Origin of the sequence: Paenibacillus sp. FSL P4-0081 (genome assembly GCF_000758565.1) — a bacterium.
GTDB lineage: Bacteria > Bacillota > Bacilli > Paenibacillales > Paenibacillaceae > Paenibacillus_AQ > Paenibacillus_AQ phytohabitans.
The window spans coordinates 738,982-758,332 of the sequence record NZ_CP009280.1 but is presented as its reverse complement, the minus strand read 5'-3'; the positions used below and the strand labels follow the sequence as shown (position 1 = coordinate 758,332).

Annotated in this window: 14 protein-coding genes and 1 pseudogene; 4 read left to right on the top strand and 11 right to left on the bottom strand. The window is 53.4% G+C overall.

Annotated features, from left to right (window positions below; all coding sequences use genetic code 11):
- The first annotated feature begins 46 nt into the window (after nucleotides 1-46).
- Nucleotides 47-2,791, top strand: a complete 2,745-nt coding sequence (gene acnA, locus P40081_RS03400) for an aconitate hydratase AcnA (protein ID WP_042133336.1) — start codon at nucleotides 47-49, stop codon at nucleotides 2,789-2,791.
- A gap of 118 nt (nucleotides 2,792-2,909) precedes the next feature.
- Here the strand turns inward: acnA and P40081_RS03395 are convergent, their stop codons facing one another.
- From P40081_RS03395 to P40081_RS03385, 3 genes are all read right to left on the bottom strand, one after another.
- On the bottom strand, nucleotides 2,910-3,941 hold the full coding sequence (locus tag P40081_RS03395; RefSeq protein ID WP_042133335.1) for an ABC transporter substrate-binding protein: 1,032 nt from the start codon (nucleotides 3,939-3,941) through the stop codon (nucleotides 2,910-2,912).
- 200 nt (nucleotides 3,942-4,141) lie between these two features.
- Nucleotides 4,142-6,358, bottom strand: a complete 2,217-nt coding sequence (locus tag P40081_RS39685; RefSeq protein WP_052421652.1) for a helix-turn-helix transcriptional regulator — start codon at nucleotides 6,356-6,358, stop codon at nucleotides 4,142-4,144.
- Nucleotides 6,359-6,526: 168 nt separating this feature from the next.
- Nucleotides 6,527-7,276, bottom strand: a complete 750-nt coding sequence (locus P40081_RS03385) for an IclR family transcriptional regulator (protein WP_042133334.1) — start codon at nucleotides 7,274-7,276, stop codon at nucleotides 6,527-6,529.
- Between the two features lie 348 nt (nucleotides 7,277-7,624).
- On the opposite strand from P40081_RS03385, the gene P40081_RS03380 reads away from it, so the two are divergent.
- Entirely contained in the window at nucleotides 7,625-8,620 is a 996-nt protein-coding gene (locus P40081_RS03380; protein ID WP_042140714.1) for an alpha/beta hydrolase, read from the top strand.
- 203 nt (nucleotides 8,621-8,823) lie between these two features.
- Nucleotides 8,824-10,017, top strand: coding sequence for a Fe-Mn family superoxide dismutase (locus tag P40081_RS03375; RefSeq protein ID WP_042133333.1), 1,194 nt, complete (start codon nucleotides 8,824-8,826; stop codon nucleotides 10,015-10,017).
- Between the two features lie 87 nt (nucleotides 10,018-10,104).
- Here the strand turns inward: P40081_RS03375 and folE are convergent, their stop codons facing one another.
- From folE to P40081_RS03345, 5 genes and pseudogenes are all read right to left on the bottom strand, one after another.
- The gene (gene folE / locus P40081_RS03370; RefSeq protein ID WP_039308661.1) at nucleotides 10,105-10,698 is read right to left on the bottom strand and encodes a GTP cyclohydrolase I FolE; all 594 of its coding nucleotides are present in this window, start codon (nucleotides 10,696-10,698) and stop codon (nucleotides 10,105-10,107) included.
- A 54-nt stretch (nucleotides 10,699-10,752) separates the two neighbouring features.
- A complete protein-coding gene (locus tag P40081_RS03365) occupies nucleotides 10,753-11,004 on the bottom strand; it encodes a YneF family protein (RefSeq protein ID WP_042133331.1) in 252 nt (83 codons plus the stop codon).
- A 106-nt stretch (nucleotides 11,005-11,110) separates the two neighbouring features.
- Nucleotides 11,111-12,882 (bottom strand): annotated as a pseudogene (gene queG / locus P40081_RS03355) (tRNA epoxyqueuosine(34) reductase QueG).
- A gap of 38 nt (nucleotides 12,883-12,920) precedes the next feature.
- Nucleotides 12,921-13,538 (bottom strand): signal peptidase I, encoded by a 618-nt coding sequence (gene lepB / locus P40081_RS03350; RefSeq protein WP_081969806.1) that lies wholly within the window; start codon nucleotides 13,536-13,538, stop codon nucleotides 12,921-12,923.
- 210 nt (nucleotides 13,539-13,748) lie between these two features.
- On the bottom strand, nucleotides 13,749-14,168 hold the full coding sequence (locus P40081_RS03345; RefSeq protein WP_039308670.1) for a GNAT family N-acetyltransferase: 420 nt from the start codon (nucleotides 14,166-14,168) through the stop codon (nucleotides 13,749-13,751).
- 480 nt (nucleotides 14,169-14,648) lie between these two features.
- Here P40081_RS03345 and P40081_RS03335 point away from each other — a divergent pair, with 480 nt between their 5' ends.
- A complete protein-coding gene (locus tag P40081_RS03335) occupies nucleotides 14,649-15,257 on the top strand; it encodes a superoxide dismutase (RefSeq protein WP_042133318.1) in 609 nt (202 codons plus the stop codon).
- A gap of 113 nt (nucleotides 15,258-15,370) precedes the next feature.
- Here the strand turns inward: P40081_RS03335 and ltrA are convergent, their stop codons facing one another.
- From ltrA to mutY, 3 genes are all read right to left on the bottom strand, one after another.
- The gene (ltrA, locus tag P40081_RS03330) at nucleotides 15,371-16,762 is read right to left on the bottom strand and encodes a group II intron reverse transcriptase/maturase (protein ID WP_081969805.1); all 1,392 of its coding nucleotides are present in this window, start codon (nucleotides 16,760-16,762) and stop codon (nucleotides 15,371-15,373) included.
- Nucleotides 16,763-17,280: 518 nt separating this feature from the next.
- Complete coding sequence (locus tag P40081_RS03325; RefSeq protein WP_042133317.1) at nucleotides 17,281-17,550, bottom strand: hypothetical protein; 270 nt, start codon at nucleotides 17,548-17,550, stop codon at nucleotides 17,281-17,283.
- A gap of 328 nt (nucleotides 17,551-17,878) precedes the next feature.
- The gene (mutY, locus tag P40081_RS03320) at nucleotides 17,879-19,294 is read right to left on the bottom strand and encodes an A/G-specific adenine glycosylase (RefSeq protein ID WP_042133316.1); all 1,416 of its coding nucleotides are present in this window, start codon (nucleotides 19,292-19,294) and stop codon (nucleotides 17,879-17,881) included.
- Nucleotides 19,295-19,351 lie beyond the last annotated feature (57 nt).

Sequence of the window (19,351 nt, the reverse complement as noted above, 5' to 3'; positions counted from 1 at the left end):
GAAATATGAAATGTAGTTTCACCAGATGAAACGAGGAGGCGCATATATGCCAAGCAAGGACCATTTCTCACTGGCTAAGAACCTGGAATCAGGCGGCAAAACTTATCGCTACTATCATTTGAACTCGCTGGAGGAACAAGGCGCGGGCGACATTTCATCCCTGCCATTCTCCATTAAGGTATTACTTGAAGCTGCTGTCCGCCAGTATGACGGACGGGCAATTACAGAAGAGCATGTGAAGCAGCTGGCCGGCTGGTCCGGCGGCATTGACCGTAATAAAGAAATCCCTTTCATCCCGGCCCGGATTGTATTGCAGGACTTCACCGGCGTACCGGTAGTCGTTGATCTTGCCGCAATGCGTGACACCGTCAAGAAAGCCGGCGGCGACCCTAAGAAGATTAATCCGCTTGTGCCGGTTGACCTGGTTATTGACCACTCGGTTATGGTCGATGCCTTCGGAACTGCCGACGCACTGGAATATAATATGAACGTTGAATTCGAGCGCAACGAGGAACGTTACCGCTTCCTGCGCTGGGCGCAGACTGCCTTTAACAACTTCCGCGCAGTTCCCCCGGCAACAGGGATTGTGCATCAGGTTAACCTGGAGTATCTGGCTTCTGTAGCCACTACCAAGACTATTGACGGCGAAACGGTCGTATACCCGGATTCCCTGGTCGGAACCGACTCCCACACCACAATGATTAACGGCCTTGGCGTGGTCGGCTGGGGTGTAGGCGGGATTGAAGCGGAAGCAGGCATGCTCGGACAGCCGCTTTATTTTGTGACACCGGATGTCGTGGGCTTCAAGCTGACCGGCAGTCTGATGGAAGGCGCCACTGCTACCGACCTGGCCCTGACCGTTACCCAAATGCTGCGCAAGAAAGGCGTAGTCGGCAAATTTGTCGAATTCTACGGTCCTGGTCTGGCTAATATCAGTCTGGCGGACCGCGCGACCGTAGCCAATATGGCACCTGAATATGGGGCTACGATCGGCTTCTTCCCGGTAGACGACGAGACGCTGGCCTATCTGCGCAGCACCGGACGCCCGGATGAGCTGGTTGAGCTGGTAGGCGATTACTATAAAGCGCAGGGGATGTTCCGCACCGCAAGTACGCCGGACCCTCAGTTCAGCGATATCATCGAGCTGGATCTTGCCTCTGTAGTGCCCAGCCTGGCCGGACCGAAACGTCCGCAGGACCGGGTCGAGCTGACCCATATGAAGGAGAACTTTGAAGGCATCATCCGTACACCAATCGATAAGGGCGGCTATGGCCTCAGTGATGAGAAGATTGCCGAAGTCGTGGAAGTGCAGCACAAGAACGGCAGCACCAGCAAGCTCAGCACAGGAGCTGTTGTAATTGCCGCCATTACCAGCTGTACGAATACCTCCAACCCAAGCGTTATGCTGGGAGCGGGACTGCTCGCCAAGAAGGCTGTGGAACGCGGACTGACCAAACCCGGTTATGTCAAAAGCAGCCTGACGCCCGGATCGCTGGTCGTTACGGAATATCTGCAAAAGGCCGATCTCCTGAAGCCGCTGGAAGCGCTGGGCTTCTATCTGGCCGGATACGGCTGCGCCACCTGTATCGGTAACTCCGGCCCGCTGCCGGATGAAGTCAGCCAGGCCATTACAGAACATGATATGACCGTTGCCGCTGTTATATCCGGCAACCGTAATTTCGAGGGCCGCGTACATGCCCAAGTCAAAGCCAACTATCTGGCTTCACCGCCGCTTGTGGTAGCCTATGCGCTCGCTGGTACCGTTAATATTGACCTGAAGACCGAGCCGCTGGGTTACGATCCGCAGGGCGAGCCTGTCTTCCTGGCCGATATCTGGCCTACTACTGCCGAGATCCGCGAAGCTATAGGACTCTCGCTAAGTCCGGAAATGTTCCGCAGCAAATATGAGAATGTCTTCACAGCTAATGAGCGCTGGAATTCCATTCCGGTACCGGAAGGCGAATTGTATGAATGGGATGATAATTCCACTTACATTCAGAATCCGCCATTCTTCGAGCATCTGGCAGACGGTGTAGGCGACATCAAGGATATCCGCAGCTCGCGTGTTCTGGCGCTGCTGGCCGATTCCGTCACCACGGACCATATCTCACCAGCCGGTAATATCTCCACCTCCGGTCCGGCCGGAGAATATCTGCGTAATCATGGCGTAGAACGTGCCGACTTCAACTCCTACGGCTCGCGCCGCGGGAACCATGAAGTGATGATGCGCGGTACCTTCGCCAACATCCGGATCCGCAACGCCGTTGCTCCGGGAACAGAAGGCGGGGTAACCACCTTCCTGCCGAGCGACGAGGTGATGTCGATCTATGACGCATCCATGCTGTATCAGTCGGCCGGTCAGAACCTGATCGTCATTGCCGGCAAGGAATACGGAACCGGCAGCTCGCGTGACTGGGCCGCCAAGGGCACGCTGCTGCTGGGAGTCAAAGCCGTCATCGCCGAGAGCTTCGAGCGGATTCACCGCAGCAATCTCGTCGGCATGGGCGTACTGCCGCTGCAGTTCCAGGAAGGCCATGGCTGGAGCAGTATGGGCCTGACCGGACGTGAGACCTTCGACATTACCGGTCTCGACAACTATGTACTACCCGGTCAGGAGCTGACCGTCACCGCCACACGCGAAGACGGAACCCAGTTCGACTTCCCGGTCATTGCCCGGCTCGACAGCACCGTTGACATCGACTACTACCGTAACGGCGGTATCCTGCAGACGGTGCTCCGCCAGATGCTGGCTGATGCCACAGCTTCGGAAACGGCTCTGCCGGTAGAATAATTGTATACACAGGCTTAAATATCACAAAAGCTGCGCTGGTATCAGATATTGATCTGACACCGGCGCAGCTTTTTATATGCAGATTTGCAGATAGCTTCATTATTTCAATAATAATGGATTATTTCACGGACAGCAGGCTTGTTGTGATGAAATCCAGCTGTGCCTCCAGGGACACCGGATCATTATACGTGTCTGCATCCGGGTTAAGCTGGAATACGTTACCGGCTTTGACCGCAGGCAGGCCTGCCCAAAGCGGATTGTCATATACAATCTTAGGATCTGTTGTATCCCCTGACCATGGACAAGTGAAGATAATATCACCGGCAAAGTCCGGGAGCTTCTCCAGAGAGATGGAGGCCCAGCCCGTACCGCTGTCGATTGCCTCTTTCTGGGCCTCTGCCGGAGCCTTCAAGCCGAATTCCCCATACAGAATTTCGCCGCCGCGTCCATAGTTATGACCAAATACAAACAATCCCTTGGCGTATGGATTCAGGATCGATACAGTTCTGTCACCCACGGCAGCCTGTACCTGCGGCTTCAGTTCAGCAATCTTCGCTTCCCACTGATCTACCCAGGCTTTGGCTTCATCATTCTTGTTCGTTAGCTTACCGAAGTCCATCATCTGGTCCTTATAGTTCTTGGAGCCGTATTGAATCTGCACCACCGGAGCGATCTCCTTCAGCTTGTAGATGCCTTCCGTGCCGGTGTATACAATAATCAGATCAGGATCTAAGGCAAGGATGTTCTCCGGTGTTACATCATTGCTGAGCGACTCCACGCCATCGAGCATTCCGGCAAGATATGGATTGCCCATTGCCCCCTCCATGGCGCCTACCGGCTTAACGCCTAATGCCAGGAAATAACCCGTGTAGAACGCAGTGGTATCAACGATTCGCTGCGGATTCTTGGGTACTTGAACTTCTCCTACACTGTCTTGGAAAGTGACCATTTCTACATCACCGGTTGAATCCGCACTGCCAGCTGTTGCAGCAGGAGCCGCCGTAGAAGAGGCCGCAGGAGAAGCTCCGGAATCAGCTGCTGCAGCGGAATTGTTTGCAGAGTTATTAGCGGACTGGCCGCAAGCTGCCAGCAGCAGAGCCAGAGCCAAGGTGAAAACGATAAGCACCAGACTTTTATTAGAATGTCGCAAAATGATCCCCCTATGTATATGATATTGATAATCATTATCATTTAAAATATAACACAGCTCTTTCTCTCTGACAACTTCATTTTGTTAAATTTTAAAATTGTGCACCTGCCCTCCTGCTGCATATAACCGCAAAAAATCCCCTTTCAGCCGAAAGGGGATGGATATCCATATGGAGCAAAGCAGTTAAACCCGGCGTATGATCAGATCTCGATGCGCTCAGAGTCAAGTATTCTTTTATAGACCAGAGCAATAATCTGTGAACGGTCCGTTACATTCATTTTGGTGAAAATACGGCTTAGATGATTCTTAACGGTATGCTCGCTGATAAATAAGGCACTGGCAATTTCCTTATTCGTCTTGCCCAGAATGATCAATTCAAGCACTTCCTCTTCACGCGGCGAGATTCCCCATTCTTCCTTAGGTGTCTTCAGTGCAGCGCTGTTCAGCAGCTTGACTGCCGAAACCGTTCTCCTCATTGGCTGCGCATCCGAGCGGCTGCGCAGAAACGATTGAAGGGCTGATTGCGGCTCACTGTCAATCTCCCCGGCAATATAATCATCCATACTGTAGCGGGAGGGGTCCAGCCACTCAACCTCTGGTTCCGCAAGCTTATCCCTATCCGCATGTTTGGCGGTATGATGAAGCACAAGTGCCAGCAGCTGTGCGGGCAAAGAAACCGACGGCTTATCCATCTTGAAATAGAAGGATGCCAATTGATCCACCTGCTTCAGCAGAGCTATTTCTTCCTGATAGAAGCCGTATCCCTGCAGAAAATCAAGTTTGAACGGAGCCAGCAGACAGGCGTTTCTCATCCGTTCCGCTTCCCGTTCCGGCAGACCGGTGTAGCGGGCAAGCTCATGCGCCATTGAAGAGGCTTCCAGCGACAAGCGCTGCAGCTCAGGATTGGTGCTCCTCAGATAATCCCGGGTATGCTGGAGGAATACCCCCGCCTGCTTATTAAGCCTGCTATCCTTCTCGATGAGCCGGATTGCCGTGCTGGCCAGACTGGCCAGGCAGCTGGCGAATGTCAGCCATTCCTCTGCTTCACTGCGGCGTCTGAAGCCTACCGCCAGAATTCCTTTGAATACTTTCTCGGCAATCAGCGGACATTCCAGCAGCACCTGCCCCTCGGCATCCTCGTTGATAATAGCAGAGGAGAGAAAGGCTTGCGGCGAATACCGTTCCTCAATCTCCTGGACATACTGGGCAGCCGCCTCCGGGCTCCAGCCCTTCGCATGATGGCTGCCTCCCGCTGCCTCCTCAAAGTAGACGAGTACAGATGAAGGATAGAACGGCATCCCCATAATGATATCGAGCAGTTGAATGCCCAGCTCCTGCGATGATGTAGTCTGCGGCAGCAGGCACGCGGCCTCTTTAAGCCTCAGTGTAGCATCATTACGCAGGGTTTCGCGCTGCCGCAGCTTCTCCCCCCGTGAGGATAGCCCAAGCAGAGAAGCAACCATCTGGTCCTGCTGGGCATGGTCCTGTAACTGGCGGATTTCACCAAAGCCCACAGCCAACAGCAGCGCTTTTTTGCCGCTGTGAATCTGAACCGGATAACATGACAAATACTCCGGCTGCGTAATTCCGCGCTGGGTGAAGAATAACGACCTCGGATCTTTGGCAACGCCCTGCCAGTGCCGGGGCTCCCTGCCGAGAACAGCTTGTCCCAGAAATCCGTCCCCCTGCTGGAACTCGGCATTCATCAACAGATTCGCTTCTTTGCCGGCGGAATATTTCACCTTATACCTGCCTGCCTCTTCCTCTTTGGCAAAAGCATATAAATCGGCATCCGAGAACCTTCCTGCCATTTGCTGCAAAACATCCTCAATCTTCAGAAAGTCTGTTTCCAGATTGGAGAGCAGCTGTGAAACCACCATGCCGCTTCTCTGCGCCAGGGGTTTGAGTACACCGCCCGCCAGTAATTTAGACAGTATGTTTCCAAGAACGGCCAGTTTGCCCCTGATTATGCCGATACGCTCCCGGCTAAGCTCAGGCATGGCAAGCAGTTCAGTCCGTAACTCATCATAGTGGGGGTGAATCCTCATTTTGGCCTCAAACGCCTGCAGTACAAGCTCCCGGGTCCCTTCTTCCATGTATAGGCCCGACCACAAATAATAAGTCTGTCCATACTCGGGAACCAGCGGACTGACCACATACTTTAGCCCTGGAACCCATTCTTCCAATACAGCAGGATGCGATAAGGGGCCCAGTCTGAGCAAAGCCGGCTCGAAAGGGCGCTGCGTCTCCTGCAAAGAACTGAACATTTTCTGATAGAATATTCCGTAAAGCGTTGGACGGGTTATTACATTCCCTGCCTGATCCGTAAGCACAATAGCCTGACTCGTGACAGAACCGAACGTATCCTGGAGCTCTTGAATTTCTCCCATCAGTGAATCGGGTATTACAGCTTTCATCCCATCACCTCATGCTCTGGATTACATTTCATATCTTTTAATAATTGTAACTAATATTTTTTAATAATAGTTCATTTTAACTAGATATACAATGGAACTGACAGGCCTGGTTAGCCTCTATTTACTAAAATTACCCCTTAATCACGGCATATAACGGGCGCCGCCGTTTCAGCCCATCATCAGCCCCATTTCAGCCGCAGCTTCACCCAGAATCACTGCATAGTCCTCCAGCGTCTCCCGCGAAAGCCGGCTGACCGGACCTGAAAGAGAGAGCGCTGCAACCACTCCCCCGGCACGCCCGGTGATAGGCACCGCCACTGCAGCCGCACCCGGTTCGCGTTCCTCGAAGCTGGTGGCATACCCGCAGCGGGTGATTTCCTTGAGCTGCTCCAGATACTGGCTCCGGTCTACAGCTTCCGGCCATGCCGGATCGGCCAGCAGCCGGACCTGCACTTCCGGAGGCGCGTAAGCGGCCAGCACCTTGCTCGATGCGCCTACAGAGAGGGGCAGCCTTGCGCCGATCTGTGCCACCCGGCGGATCGCCTGCCGGCTCTGTACGGCCTGGATGCGCACGCGCTCCAGATTGTCGCGCAAATAGAGGCTGACCGTCTCTCCCAGACGGTCACGCAGCCGTTCCATCGCCGGCAGCAGCAGTACCGCCGGTTCATTCAGGGTCGGCAAATGCGTAGACAGCTCCCAGATGCGAATCCCGAGCCGGTATTTCTCCGTGCCCTCATCGCGCTGCAGGAAGCCCTTCTCCTCAAGCGTAGTCAGCAGGCGGTGCACCGTACTTTTATGCAGGCCAATCTTGGCGGAAATCTCCGTCAGACTGAGGTCATAATCATTATCCTGAGTGAAGCAGAGCAATATATCCAGCGCACGTTCCACGGCGCGTACAGTCAGTTTCCGGTCTTCCACCCTGTTCTCCCCCTCATGTGTTTCACCTCTTGAAACCCGGTTACATTATTCTTCAGATCCATTCTATCTTAGTGCAAAGGTCCGAAAAAAGTCCAGCATATTCACTGTACGGTAAAGACTGGGCCGCAGTTTACAGTTACATTACAAAACCGCTGAATTCATTGACTTTGTAAGGGCATAACCATACGATTAAATATATGAAGTATTTCTGCTAATCAAACTTAAGTTCATGCTTCCGAAGCAGTTTTGCTGCGAAGTAGTCTCACAGGAAGCGGATGTTCCACAAAACTTTTAGGAGGGGACCTTATGGATCTGGCAACAAGTCACCCCGGCTCGCCGGTCTCCCGTATGCCTAACGAGGATAAACCTAATTCCATACCTATTATTTCACTGCGGATGATACGCGTTAAGCATATTGTCGTAGCTCTGCTGTTATCTGTGTTCTTCTTCTTTTTATTCTGCTTCATCGCCCTGCACGGCTATATAGCCTGGGTGCTCTCGAATCCTACTGTAGCGCCCCTCTACTCTAACCCTTATCTTGCCAAAGGGCTGGCGTATGAGGAGATCACCTTTCCGGCAAAGGACGGCAGCCGTATTATGCAGGGTTGGTATATTCCTTCAGAGGGAGCCAAGAAGACCATTGTCTTCAGCCATGGCTACGGTGCTAACCGAGAGGAAAGCTGGGTTCCTATGTACGACCTGGCCCATTATGCGCACAGCCTGAAATTCAATGTGGTCATGTTTGATTACGGCTTCGCCTCCAAGGTCAATAAAGATATCGCTACCGGCGGCAAAAAAGAATCCCAGCAGCTTCTTGGGGCGATCGAATATGCCAAGGACAAGGGTGCAAACGAAATCGTAGTCTGGGGCTTCTCCATGGGTGCTGGTACCGCGCTGCAGGCGGGTCTCGTAACCAAAGACGTGGATGCGATGATACTGGACAGCACCTTCCTGCTGGAGCCGGATACACTCTATCACAATATCAAGCAGAATATAGATCTTCCCCGCCAGCCTTCACTGGAGATTATGGAGCTGTTGTTCCCGGTACTGAACGGTACAGGGCTGAATCAGATTCCCTATTCCAAGGTGAAATCCGAGGATTATCCGTTCCCGGTACTCTTCATGCACGGTACTATGGACGAGAAGGCACCTTATCCGATTGCCGAAGAACTGGCCGCGAACCAGACCAACCCGTACTCCGACTCATGGATTGTGGAGGACAGTCATCATGAGCTGCTGTTCCGCGAGCATCCGCGCGAGTATCTGCGCCGTGTCTCAGCATTTCTCGGCAATGTCCAGCTGGCCCGCATCAGCGGGGACAACGGAAGTCAGGCCAGCAAGTAACCACAAGCAGATACAGCAGCGTTCCTATACCTATATTGGATTAACTAAGCATGCGCAGATGTATTTCCTTATACATGCTGCGCATGCTTTTTTGGGGTTTGCTAACCATAGTGCCTTAGGCCACAACGAATACCGTTACATAAGCGGACTCTCCCGGTCATATAATGAAGCGTTGAAAATTCAGGACGGGAGGACTGCATGCTATGCAATATGTATCCGGTGCGCCGCTGCCAGTGCACATTCTAGGGGAAATTGCCTTCTGGAAAAAACAGGAGAAAGAACACGCTGAGGTTCTTATCCAGCTTACTCCAAACCTCGAGGAGCCTTATGTCAAGCTGCTCCAGGAATGGACGGTTGTCTTCCTGGCTACGGAGCAGGCGGCGTGTCAACTGCTCGGAAGCCAACAGGCTCCGGCCTTCGGCGGTCCGGGAAGCCTTGCCGCCGAAACAGAGCTGCTGCTTCATACAGCCTGCAGCCAATCCAGTGAATTCATCCGCCAGCTGAAGGCTATGGGGGAGGCTAGCCAGGCCATGAGCGCCTCCCCTCTGGCCGGGGTCGTAGTGAAGCATTTTATCTGCGAATCGGAGTATTTCCTTGCCGTGCTTACAGCTCTCAGCGCCCCGGAATATGGAGCCGGTGCCGGCATGATGCGGCAGAACCCAATAGAGCAGGATGAACCGGCTGCTGTGCCTGCGGTGTCCCTAAGTGAAGACTCTCCCCAGGAAACGGCGGCTTGGACGGCTCCTCTGTGGGAAGCCCGTGAATTGGGGCCGGTCCCGATCGGCGGGCACACACTGCCCCCGCTCCCTTATGCTTATAATGCGCTGGAGCCCTACATTGACGAGAAGACGATGATTATTCATCACGACAAGCACCACCAGAGCTATGTAGACGGACTCAATAAAGCAGAGATTAAATTGGCGGAAGCCCGGAAGAGCAATGATTATGATCTCGTTAAACACTGGGAACGGGAGCTTGCCTTTAACGGGGCGGGCCATTATCTGCACACGATCTTCTGGAACGTCATGTCCCCGCAGGGCGGCGGCCGGCCATCCGGAGCACTGCTGGATGCCATTATACGGAGCTTCGGAAGCTACGATGCCTTCAAGGCCCAGTTCACTGAAGCGGCCAATAAAGTGGAGGGCGGCGGATGGGCCATCCTGGTCTGGAGCCCGCGCAGCCGCAGGCTGGAGATTCTGACTGCTGAGAAGCATCAGAATCTGTCCCAGTGGGATGTTGTCCCGCTGCTGGCGCTGGATGTATGGGAGCATGCCTATTATCTCAAGCATCAGAATAACCGCGCAGATTATATCCAGGACTGGTGGAAAGTCGTGAATTGGCCTTACGTAGCCGAGCGGTACAGTGCCGCCCGCAAGCTGGTCTGGCAGCCTTTTTGAGGTCTTTCCCCAAAAAAGCCCGGCGGCCACTCGAAAGTGGCCGCCGGGCTTTGCCTTGCACAAGTCAGGGAATATTAGTCCCGCGTACTATTCTTTGATCAGAGCAAGAAACTCGGCCCGGGCAGCAGCATCCTCACGGAAAGTGCCCCGGGTTGCCATGGTTACTGTCTTGCTGCCGGGCTTCTTCACACCCCGGGCACACATGCACAGATGCTCTCCTTCGACAACCACCATGACACCGTGCGGATTCAGCACCTCGGTCATGATGTCGGCGATCTGGGCAGTAATGCGCTCCTGCACCTGCAGGCGGCGGCTGACCGCTTCCACGAGCCGGGCCAGCTTGCTCAGTCCGGCAATCCGCCCGCTGGGGACATAGCCAATATGCACTTTGCCGAAGAAAGGAGCCATGTGATGCTCGCACTGGCTGTAGTAGACAATATCCTTCACAATGACAAGCTCTTCATGAGACTCGTCGAAAGTTACGCCCAGCGCCTCGCGCGGATCAATCGAATAACCGCCAAATATCTCTTCATACATCCGCGTGACTCTAGCCGGTGTTTCCAGCAGGCCTTCGCGGCTGGTATCTTCACCAATCAGCTCTAATATTTTCTCAACATGATATTCGATTTGCTCACGGTTTACAGAAACCTTCCCGTTCATGTACTCCTTGATGCTCCCCATGAAATCTCCCCCTTCCGCACCCGCAGCTGATTCTTATCTATTTCCTTATCCTGATTATTTCTTCTTGCGGGCCTGTCCTTTGGCTGCCGCAGGAGCACGCCCCGGCTGATTGCCGTTCTTCATCATCTGCTGGGCACGCTGCATCTGCTTTCCGTTCAGGTTATATCCCATTTGCTTAGCAACCTTCTGCAGCATTTCAGGATCATTCTGCATCGTTGTCATTTGTCTGCGCAGATAATACACACCGATAAAGAATCCGCCGATCAGACCTACAACAAGCGTAATAATAGGCAATGCAATATTCATCTGTAATCCACCTTTGTACTCTATTGTCTGGCAATGCCCCTATTTAAGGCACGCGAATCTATCATAGCATTTCAACAACTGGACAGCAATTGGCAAATCCCGTGATTCAGAAGAGATAGTTGCCGCTTAAGCCGGGCCCTGCCTGCTCCGCTTCCAGCTGCAGAAGGCGGCTTTTGATTCCCAGACCTCCGGCATAACCGACAAGTGCGCCTCCGGCACCTATAATCCGGTGGCAGGGTACAATGACCGGAACCGGGTTGCGGTTATTGGCCCCGCCAACAGCACGTACAGCCTGCGGATTGCCGATCATGACCGCAATATCCTTATAAGAGGCGGACTCCCCGTAAGGCACGCTGAGCAGAGCTTCCCATACCTGGCGCTGAAAATCCGTTCCGCGCATATCCAGCGGCACACTGAAGCTCTGCAGCTCCCCTGAGAAATACGCTGTAAGCTGCCGCTCCGTCTCGGACAAGCTCCCGGCATCCGCATAAATCTGTGCAGCGGGACCCAGCTGCGTCTTCACCCAGCCTGCAATAGTGTCCGAGTTCGAATCATAGGTGCCGAACTTGATCATGCATAGTCCGGAAGCTGTCGCGCATAGCGTCAACGGGCCAATGATTGAATCGATCTCCTTATAATAGAGCGAAGCTTCCGCCCCTTCGCTGCTCTCTGGACGGTGATTCATTCTCCTTCCGCCTCCTTCTGCCCAAGCAGCTTGTCCTGTGCCCGGCTTAGCATTCCGCGCACCGTAACGTCCTCTTCCTTCTGCAGTGCCTGCTCCACGGCTGTGAGGGCTTCACTGCCGCCGATGCGGCTTAGGGCCCAGGCGGCAGTCCCGCGCATCTCCGGCCGCGGCTCCTGCAGCAGAATCTCGGTCAGCTTCGGCAAGGCAGAAGCTTCCTTGAAATTGCCAAGCGCGATCACCGCATTACGCTGGATAGGCTTTTTGCCCCGCCATGCAGCCGAGCTGCTGCCGAATTTCTCCTTGAACTCACGGTTGCTGAGATCCAGGATCGGCATCAGCAGCGGCTTCACGATCTCCGGATCAGGAAGCAGCTGCGGGCGGTGATTCCAGTTCTTGCCGCGGTTATGGGGACAGACAATCTGGCAGGTATCGCAGCCGTACAGCCGGTTCCCTATCTTGGTCATATAGTCCTCACTGAGGAACCCCTTGGTCTGTGTCAGGTAGGAAATGCAAGCCTGGGCGTTGAGTTGTCCCGGACCCACCAGTGCGCCGGTAGGGCAGGCATCGATGCATTTCGTACAGTCCCCGCAGCCTTCCTGCACCGGCTGATCCGGAGGCAGCGGTATATTCGTCACCATTTCCCCGAGATAGATCCAAGATCCCCATTTGGGGGAGATAATCGCGCAGTTTTTGCCGCTGAACCCGATGCCCGCCCGCTCTGCAACCGCCCGGTCAACAAGAGCGCCCGTATCCACCATACTCTCCAGTACGGCATCCGGAACACGCTCGCGGATGAAGTTCTCCAGCTTCGCCAGCGCTTCACGGAGTACATGATGATAGTCCTGCCCCCACGATGCCCTGGACAGTATGCCTCTGCGTGCTCCGGGCTCGGACTTGGGCGGGTCCTCCATTTTGGAGGGATAGGCTACAGCGATTGCAATAATAGAGAGCGGCTGCTCTCCCGACTGCAGCGCCGGAACCGTCCGCTTGTCCAGATCCGGCTCCTCGAAGCCCGAGTCGTACCCGTTGTCCCTATGTTCCTGAAGAATATTTTTTAAATATAAAAACGGCTCTGCGGTGGTGAACCCGATATCGTCAATACCGAGCGCCGGCGCAGCAGCCTTGATTGCAGCCTTGAGATCCTCCCACTTGGAAGGCGGCGGAGCATAAGGTGACTGGAAGTTAGAATTCATTTCCGCCTCTCCTTTATTATTATGTCTATACAAATCCCTTACAGGACTCTCATCTTAGCTACAGGCCACCAGATCAGTGATGCCTTCCCCACAATACGCTCCTGTGCAACAGCGCCGAAATAACGGCTGTCCTTGCTGGCCCCGGCATGGCGGTTATCCCCCATTACAAAGTAGGTGCCGTCCTGCACAGTCAGCTGACTGAAATCCGGGTCTTGAATGGCCGTATCGATGTAAGGCTCATCCACTACTTTACCATTAACATATAGCTGCTGGTCCTGAACTTCCACGATATCACCGGGGATACCAATAATCCGCTTAACCAGGTACTCCTTACGGTCCGGCCCTGTGCTGGGGTCATGCAGAACAACAATATCGCCCCGGCCCGGATTCCCGAAGCTCAGTGCAATCTTATTAATAATCAGCTTCTCCCCTTCGTAGAGGGTCGGCTGCATGGATTGGCCAATCACAGTAGACACATTGAACACAAAAATATTAAGCAGTGACATTATCGCGAATACAATCCCCGCAGTGATGATCCACTCCCGCATATCCTTAAGCCAAATTCTTCTCGATTCGCGCTTGGATTTGTTATGGGTAACGGATCTGTATCGTTGTTTGCGGCTCCGCATGAATTCTTCTTCAAGCTCCCGGTTCATAGGCCACCTACTTGCTTCGATTGGGTTTATAAGTCCATAACAATAGAAAAGCATATCTTCCGCCCATTTGCAATGCAATGGACACTGGGAAGATATGCTTTAGTATAATGAAACAGACTATGCAGGTGTGACCTTATTCTAAAAGTACAGGCTGCATTAGTTCTCTACTCTACCAATTGTTTCCGCTTACAGCACCGTTTCAAAAAATAATTACCCGACAATGCTCAGCTTGCGTACAGATTTGAAGATCTGGTCCTCACCATAACCCATGGCCTCATACAGCGGCAGTGCGAAGGAATTATGCTCATCAACGGCTACATAAATACCGCTGACCTTGCGTGCCTGGAATCTGTGTTCCATCGCCGATACGAGACTCTTGCCGACTCCTCTGCGGCGGTATTCAGGATGGACGGCAATGCGGAAATAACAGCCGTGGTTCTTCTCAATCGTACCAATCAGTGCGCCGATGATTTCTCCTTCATCCTCTGCAACTACAATGAGATCTGAATCCCATGAAAGCTGCCTGGAGAAGGGCTCGATCGTGCTCTCGAAACATTCTTCCGATAATGCGGTCTGCAGCAATTCAGTCACTGGAGTAACGTCGCTTAATTGAAAGGAACGAACGTGCATACTTAAAAGTCTCCCTTTTCTATGGCTTAGAATTTTACAAAAAGAAGGAGTTTCCATAACAGTGTAAAGAGGAAAAAAGCATCAAAAACCGAGGAATACCTGCTTTTAAATCTATTAAAGCACACTTTTCTCGCGATATCATCAATTTTCTTTTGAAAGCGCTTGATATGAAGCGTTTTCATTGAATATAGTTTCATTTTTTCTTGATTAAGGAAATTATCGCAGTGCAAACACTCTCTCTTAAGGAGTTTTATAACTTTAACACACCCTTAACATTTGTAGTGAGCTATGGATGAAAAAATACTTTATAAACACTATTGTTTGTTTAATGTTGCATTATTGTTCCAGATACGGTTTAATAATAAGTATCTCAACGGATATATAACCTATAAGCCACATCGGAAATAAGGGGTTTTGACGTCAAGACCGCCAAAATTCTTTATCTATACAAATTCTAATATACTCAGGAGGGATTTTTCCATGGCATTTCAATTACCGGCACTTCCTTATCCAAACAACGCTCTTGAACCACACATCGACGCTTTGACGATGGAGATTCATCACGACAGGCACCATAACACTTATGTGACGAACCTGAACGCCGCACTGGAAAAAGCACCTGAACTGCAAGACAAGAGCATCGATGAGCTGCTGACTGACCTGAACGCTGTACCTGAAGCTATCCGCACTGCTGTTCGCAACAACGGCGGCGGACATGCCAACCACACCTTGTTCTGGGAAGTTATCGGACCGAACGGCGGAGGCGCACCCACTGGCGCTCTGGCTGCTGCAATTGACAGCGAACTGGGCGGATTAGACAAATTCAAGGAAGACTTCGCTACTGCAGCTACTACACGCTTCGGCAGCGGCTGGGCCTGGCTCGTCGTGAAAGACGGCAAGCTTGCTGTGACCAGCACTCCTAACCAGGACAACCCGGTCAGCGAAGGCGCAACTCCAATCCTCGGCCTCGACGTATGGGAGCATGCTTACTACCTGAACTACCAGAACAAACGTCCTGACTACATCAAGGCGTTCTGGAACGTAGTGAACTGGGAAGAAGTCGGCAAACGTTACGAAAGCGCAAAATAAAGAACTGCGGCGTGTAAGCCGCAGCATCACGGTAATCGAGTAGGAGGGGGCGGCAAGCCCCCGTCCTCTCACACCACCGTACATGCGGGTCCGCATACGGCGGTTCCAAAAGGTTAACAAAGTTCCAGATAGCGTGAAAGTAAACTCTTCAGCCCTTTTGCTTCCCAATAGGAAGTCGAAAGGGCGTTATTCGTGTTCCGGGACATTTCCCACGCGCCTCGCCGCGAGTTGGCCATCTTAAAACAAGCCCACTTTGGAACCCCGAGTGCTCGAAGCTCGCGGATTCGTGTACGTACTCGTTTCCACTGTTTCCACAGACACATTCGAAGTCTCCTCCGAATCCACTGGTCCAGTGTTTGGAAGTGTGTCTTCGCCGAGGCTAGACGGAAATAACCGAGCCAACCCATCAGATAGCGGTTCAGTCGGTAAATCCTTTCTTCCATGGAAATGGACCAGGTACGTTTCGTTAGCTCTCGAATTCTCCCTTTAAAAGCTGCGAGACTCTTCGGAGCAATCCGAATCGTTGCCTGTTTCTGGCTCAGGAAACTGAATCCTAAGAACTTTCGGTGCCAAGGTCTCGCTACCGCACTTTTCTCCCCGTTTACTTTCAGTTTTAGCTTTCCTTCTACAAACCGACTTACCGATTCCATGACACGCTCGCCTGCTCGTTTACTCGCCACAAAGATATTACAGTCGTCCGCGTAGCGTACGAATCGCAAACCTCGCCCGGTCAGTTCCTTGTCCAGATCATCCAATAGAATGTTTGCTAGAAGCGGACTAAGCGGACCGCCTTGTGGCGTTCCCTCCCGGCTACGCTCCCATTTTCCATCCACCATAACTCCGGCGTTTAAGTAAGCACGGATTAGCGTCAGCACTCTTTTGTCCTCCACTTTCCGCGCCACTCTTGCCATTAGCATGTCGTGGTTTACCTTGTCAAAGAATTTCTCCAGATCCAAATCCACGACCCATCTGAGGCCGCCTTGGATATATCTTTGGGCTTGTTTAACGGCGTCATGCGCGCTCTTCCCCGGCCGAAAGCCGTAGCTGTACCACGAGAATTGTGCGTCAAAGATCGGGTTCATGACTTGTAAAAGTGCTTGCTGGAGGAAACGGTCCATCACAGTCGGGATGCCTAGCTGCCGTACACCGCCTCCAGGTTTGGGGATTTCCACCCGTTTGACTGGCGCAGGTCTGTAAGTTCCCGTCAGAAGTTCAGTTTTCACCGATGTCCAGTGCGTATTCAGGTAAACTTGTAGATTCGCTACCGTTACACCGTCCACACCGGGCGCTCCTCCATTTTGCACCACTCGTTTGTAAGCGAGTCGAAGGTTATCTCCTTTGAGCATTTGCTCCAGCAAGTTGTTCTGGTCTTCGCGAGAGGAAGGGACGACTTGTGCCGACGAAGAACTCGGCGCTCCGGCATACCCTGACGGCTTCACCGCTTCTCTTTGCCGCAAGCTCCCTTGCGAGATATTCTGCTGTCGTTGCTCTTCATGCGAACGCATCGCTTTCCTCTCTCCTTTCGGTTCAGCCCTTCCGTAAATTGTTGCAACAGCTTACGTACTATGGCTTCTGCTGACTCCTGCCAGTTCAGCGCAGCCTCTCAGCTACGGTTACAAGTTTTTTTTTCTTGCTTATCTGACAGGTCTCCCCAGATAAGAACGTCATCTGTCTGCCCGCGACCACTGGAGTATACCGCGCCAGCCCTTGGCGGCTTTGGATTTCGTCATGTTTAGGTGACTCATCCGACTGACACAGCCTCAAATCCAGTTCGTGTACCTTGGCCCGTGCTTTTGCCTCCGGCTTCCTTCAGATTCCACCTCACGGTGGACACCCTTGCCCTTGGCTAACGGTAGGCGCTCGCCAGCCCCCGTTCGGGACTTTCACCCTAAAGATGACGCCCATGCTGGGCGTACTAAGAAAAACCGGGAGCACCCTTGTGGGTGGCTCCCGGTTTTTTGTGCTGGGAATGCGGAGGAACAGGCACCCGCGGCACACATTCCTGCGAATGCAGGTATATGTCTTAGTGCGATGCGCTATCCCTTCGGGTACATGCCTGATAAGTGGAAATTCCCTTTAATTTCCACATACCACCCACTTTTGGTGGAATTAGAGGGATTTTTCCCTTTAATTTCACCATATCGCCCACTTTCGGCGGAATCAGAGGGATTTTTCCCTTTAATTTGCTCATACCGCCCACTTTCAGCGGAATTAGAGGGATTTTTCCCTTTAATTTCCTCATACCGCCCACTTTCGGCGGAATTAGAGGGATTTTTCCCTTTAATTTCCTCATACCGCCCACTTTTGGTGGAATTAGAGAAATTGCACATTTAATTATACGATGTCGTCCGCGCAGAACAGGAAAGGTGGATAAACGGCAGCTAATTTATCTGATTTCACCTTCGAGGACGAATTCCGAATAATTAGAGAAAATCAAATGCTCTTTGTTCACTTGTTCTCCGGGATGACGCACAAGGAATGGAGCTTCCTCCGGGTTATACCCGTCCGCAATAACTGGCCTGGCCAAACTGTCTTCCTTAACCTCAGAAGCGGAGTTGCCAGACCAAACGGTTTGCCGGTACTCCCGGTTATAGCTAGCAAGACTGCATAGCCGAGCCGGATTACACGGCGCCCCCCTCCTGCTCATCAAAATAAGCGTTGAGCAGCTTGAGGAACACATTGGGAAAGGCGTAATTCGCCATGTCGCTGCGGTTGATCCAGCGTACTGCGCCTGCATCCTCCGCTGTTCCGCTTCCGTCCGCGAAGCGCTCGACGGGCCCGCTGCCATCGGCGAATAAATCGGCGGGAACGGACGCGGTGAGCCCGGCGTTGTACATGCCTTGGCTGGTGGCGGAGCGATCACCGGCACCAGCCGCACTGGCGGCGGCATAGTCTGCAGCGGCAACCGGTTCACCCGGGCCGGGAGCTGAGGTGCTGCCCGGATCAGCCGGGCCGGTGGCAGCGCCGTTCCCGGCCGCTGCGCTGTACAAGGCCCGCCCTTCCGCAGCCAGCAGCAGGGCCGGGGCCTCCTCTTCCCTGCAGCGGTACACCTGCAGGGTCCAGACAATATGGCTGAATGTATGCTCCGCAGCCATCCAGTGCCCTTCAGGCCGGGCGAAAATCCCGGCCTGAAGCAGGGACCGGCGCAGCCGGTCCTGCGCTGCCGTCTCCGGCAGCAGCGCAGCGGAAGCGCCGCCCTCCGCAGGCGGCGCCGGCCAGTGCGGCAGCTCCCACATGCGGGCCAGGAGCCCGCTGGATGGCCGCTGCCGGATGAGTACCCGGCCCGCGTGCCCGCCGCGGCCCTCTATCAGGGCTGCCAGCCGCTCTTCCGGGCGAGGCGGCTTGGCCTTGGTCTTGACGGGCAGCGAGGTCTCGCAGCCCGCTAGGCGCGCTGAGCAGTGCTCCATCACCGGGCACGGCAGACAGCGCGGTGATTTCGGCGTGCAGATCAGCGCGCCAAGCTCCATCAGCGCCTGATTGAAGTGCGAGGCTTCCCCTTCGGGAATCAGCTCTGCCGCCAGGCGCTCCATTTTGACGCGGGTGGGGCCTTTGGCGATATCATCCTCAATCAGGAAATATCGGGACAGCACCCGCATGACATTGCCGTCCACAGCGGGCTCCGGCCGGTTGAAGGCAATGCTGAGAATAGCTCCGGCCGTATAAGGCCCTACTCCCTTAAGCCCGAATACGGCATCACGGTCATTGGGAACCTGCCCGCCATACTCTTCCTTCACCTGCTTCGCGGCGTGCTGCAGATTCCGGGCGCGTGAATAGTAGCCAAGCCCCTCCCAGCACTTCAGAACATCCTCCTCCGGGGCATCGGCCAGTGACTCCACCGTAGGGAACCGCTCGATGAACCGGTTGAAATAAGGAATAACCGTATCGACTCTTGTCTGTTGAAGCATAATCTCCGAAATCCAGATGTAATAAGGATTGCGGTGACGCCGCCACGGCAGATCCCGCTTCTGCCCATGGTACCACTCCAGCAAATTACGGCTGAAATATGACTTGGCTTCCTGCTGCTCATTTGTAGTCATCATTAATCTCCTTGCTTCTATATTAAATGTATCTATATTCCGCGATAAGCAGCTCGT

Bases quoted from the DNA above. Each gene is read 5' to 3' on its own strand.
- acnA (WP_042133336.1), top strand. From the start codon at position 47: ATGCCAAGCAAGGACCATTTCTCACTGGCTAAGAACCTGGAATCAGGC.
- P40081_RS39685 (WP_052421652.1), bottom strand. From the start codon at position 6,358: ATGAAAGCTGTAATACCCGATTCACTGATGGGAGAAATTCAAGAGCTC.
- P40081_RS03380 (WP_042140714.1), top strand. From the start codon at position 7,625: ATGCCTAACGAGGATAAACCTAATTCCATACCTATTATTTCACTGCGG.
- P40081_RS03375 (WP_042133333.1), top strand. From the start codon at position 8,824: ATGCAATATGTATCCGGTGCGCCGCTGCCAGTGCACATTCTAGGGGAA.
- folE (WP_039308661.1), bottom strand. From the start codon at position 10,698: ATGGGGAGCATCAAGGAGTACATGAACGGGAAGGTTTCTGTAAACCGT.
- P40081_RS03365 (WP_042133331.1), bottom strand. From the start codon at position 11,004: ATGAATATTGCATTGCCTATTATTACGCTTGTTGTAGGTCTGATCGGC.
- lepB (WP_081969806.1), bottom strand. From the start codon at position 13,538: ATGAACCGGGAGCTTGAAGAAGAATTCATGCGGAGCCGCAAACAACGA.
- P40081_RS03345 (WP_039308670.1), bottom strand. From the start codon at position 14,168: ATGCACGTTCGTTCCTTTCAATTAAGCGACGTTACTCCAGTGACTGAA.
- P40081_RS03335 (WP_042133318.1), top strand. From the start codon at position 14,649: ATGGCATTTCAATTACCGGCACTTCCTTATCCAAACAACGCTCTTGAA.
- ltrA (WP_081969805.1), bottom strand. From the start codon at position 16,762: ATGCGTTCGCATGAAGAGCAACGACAGCAGAATATCTCGCAAGGGAGC.
- P40081_RS03325 (WP_042133317.1), bottom strand. From the start codon at position 17,550: ATGAGGAAATTAAAGGGAAAAATCCCTCTAATTCCGCCGAAAGTGGGC.
- mutY (WP_042133316.1), bottom strand. From the start codon at position 19,294: ATGACTACAAATGAGCAGCAGGAAGCCAAGTCATATTTCAGCCGTAAT.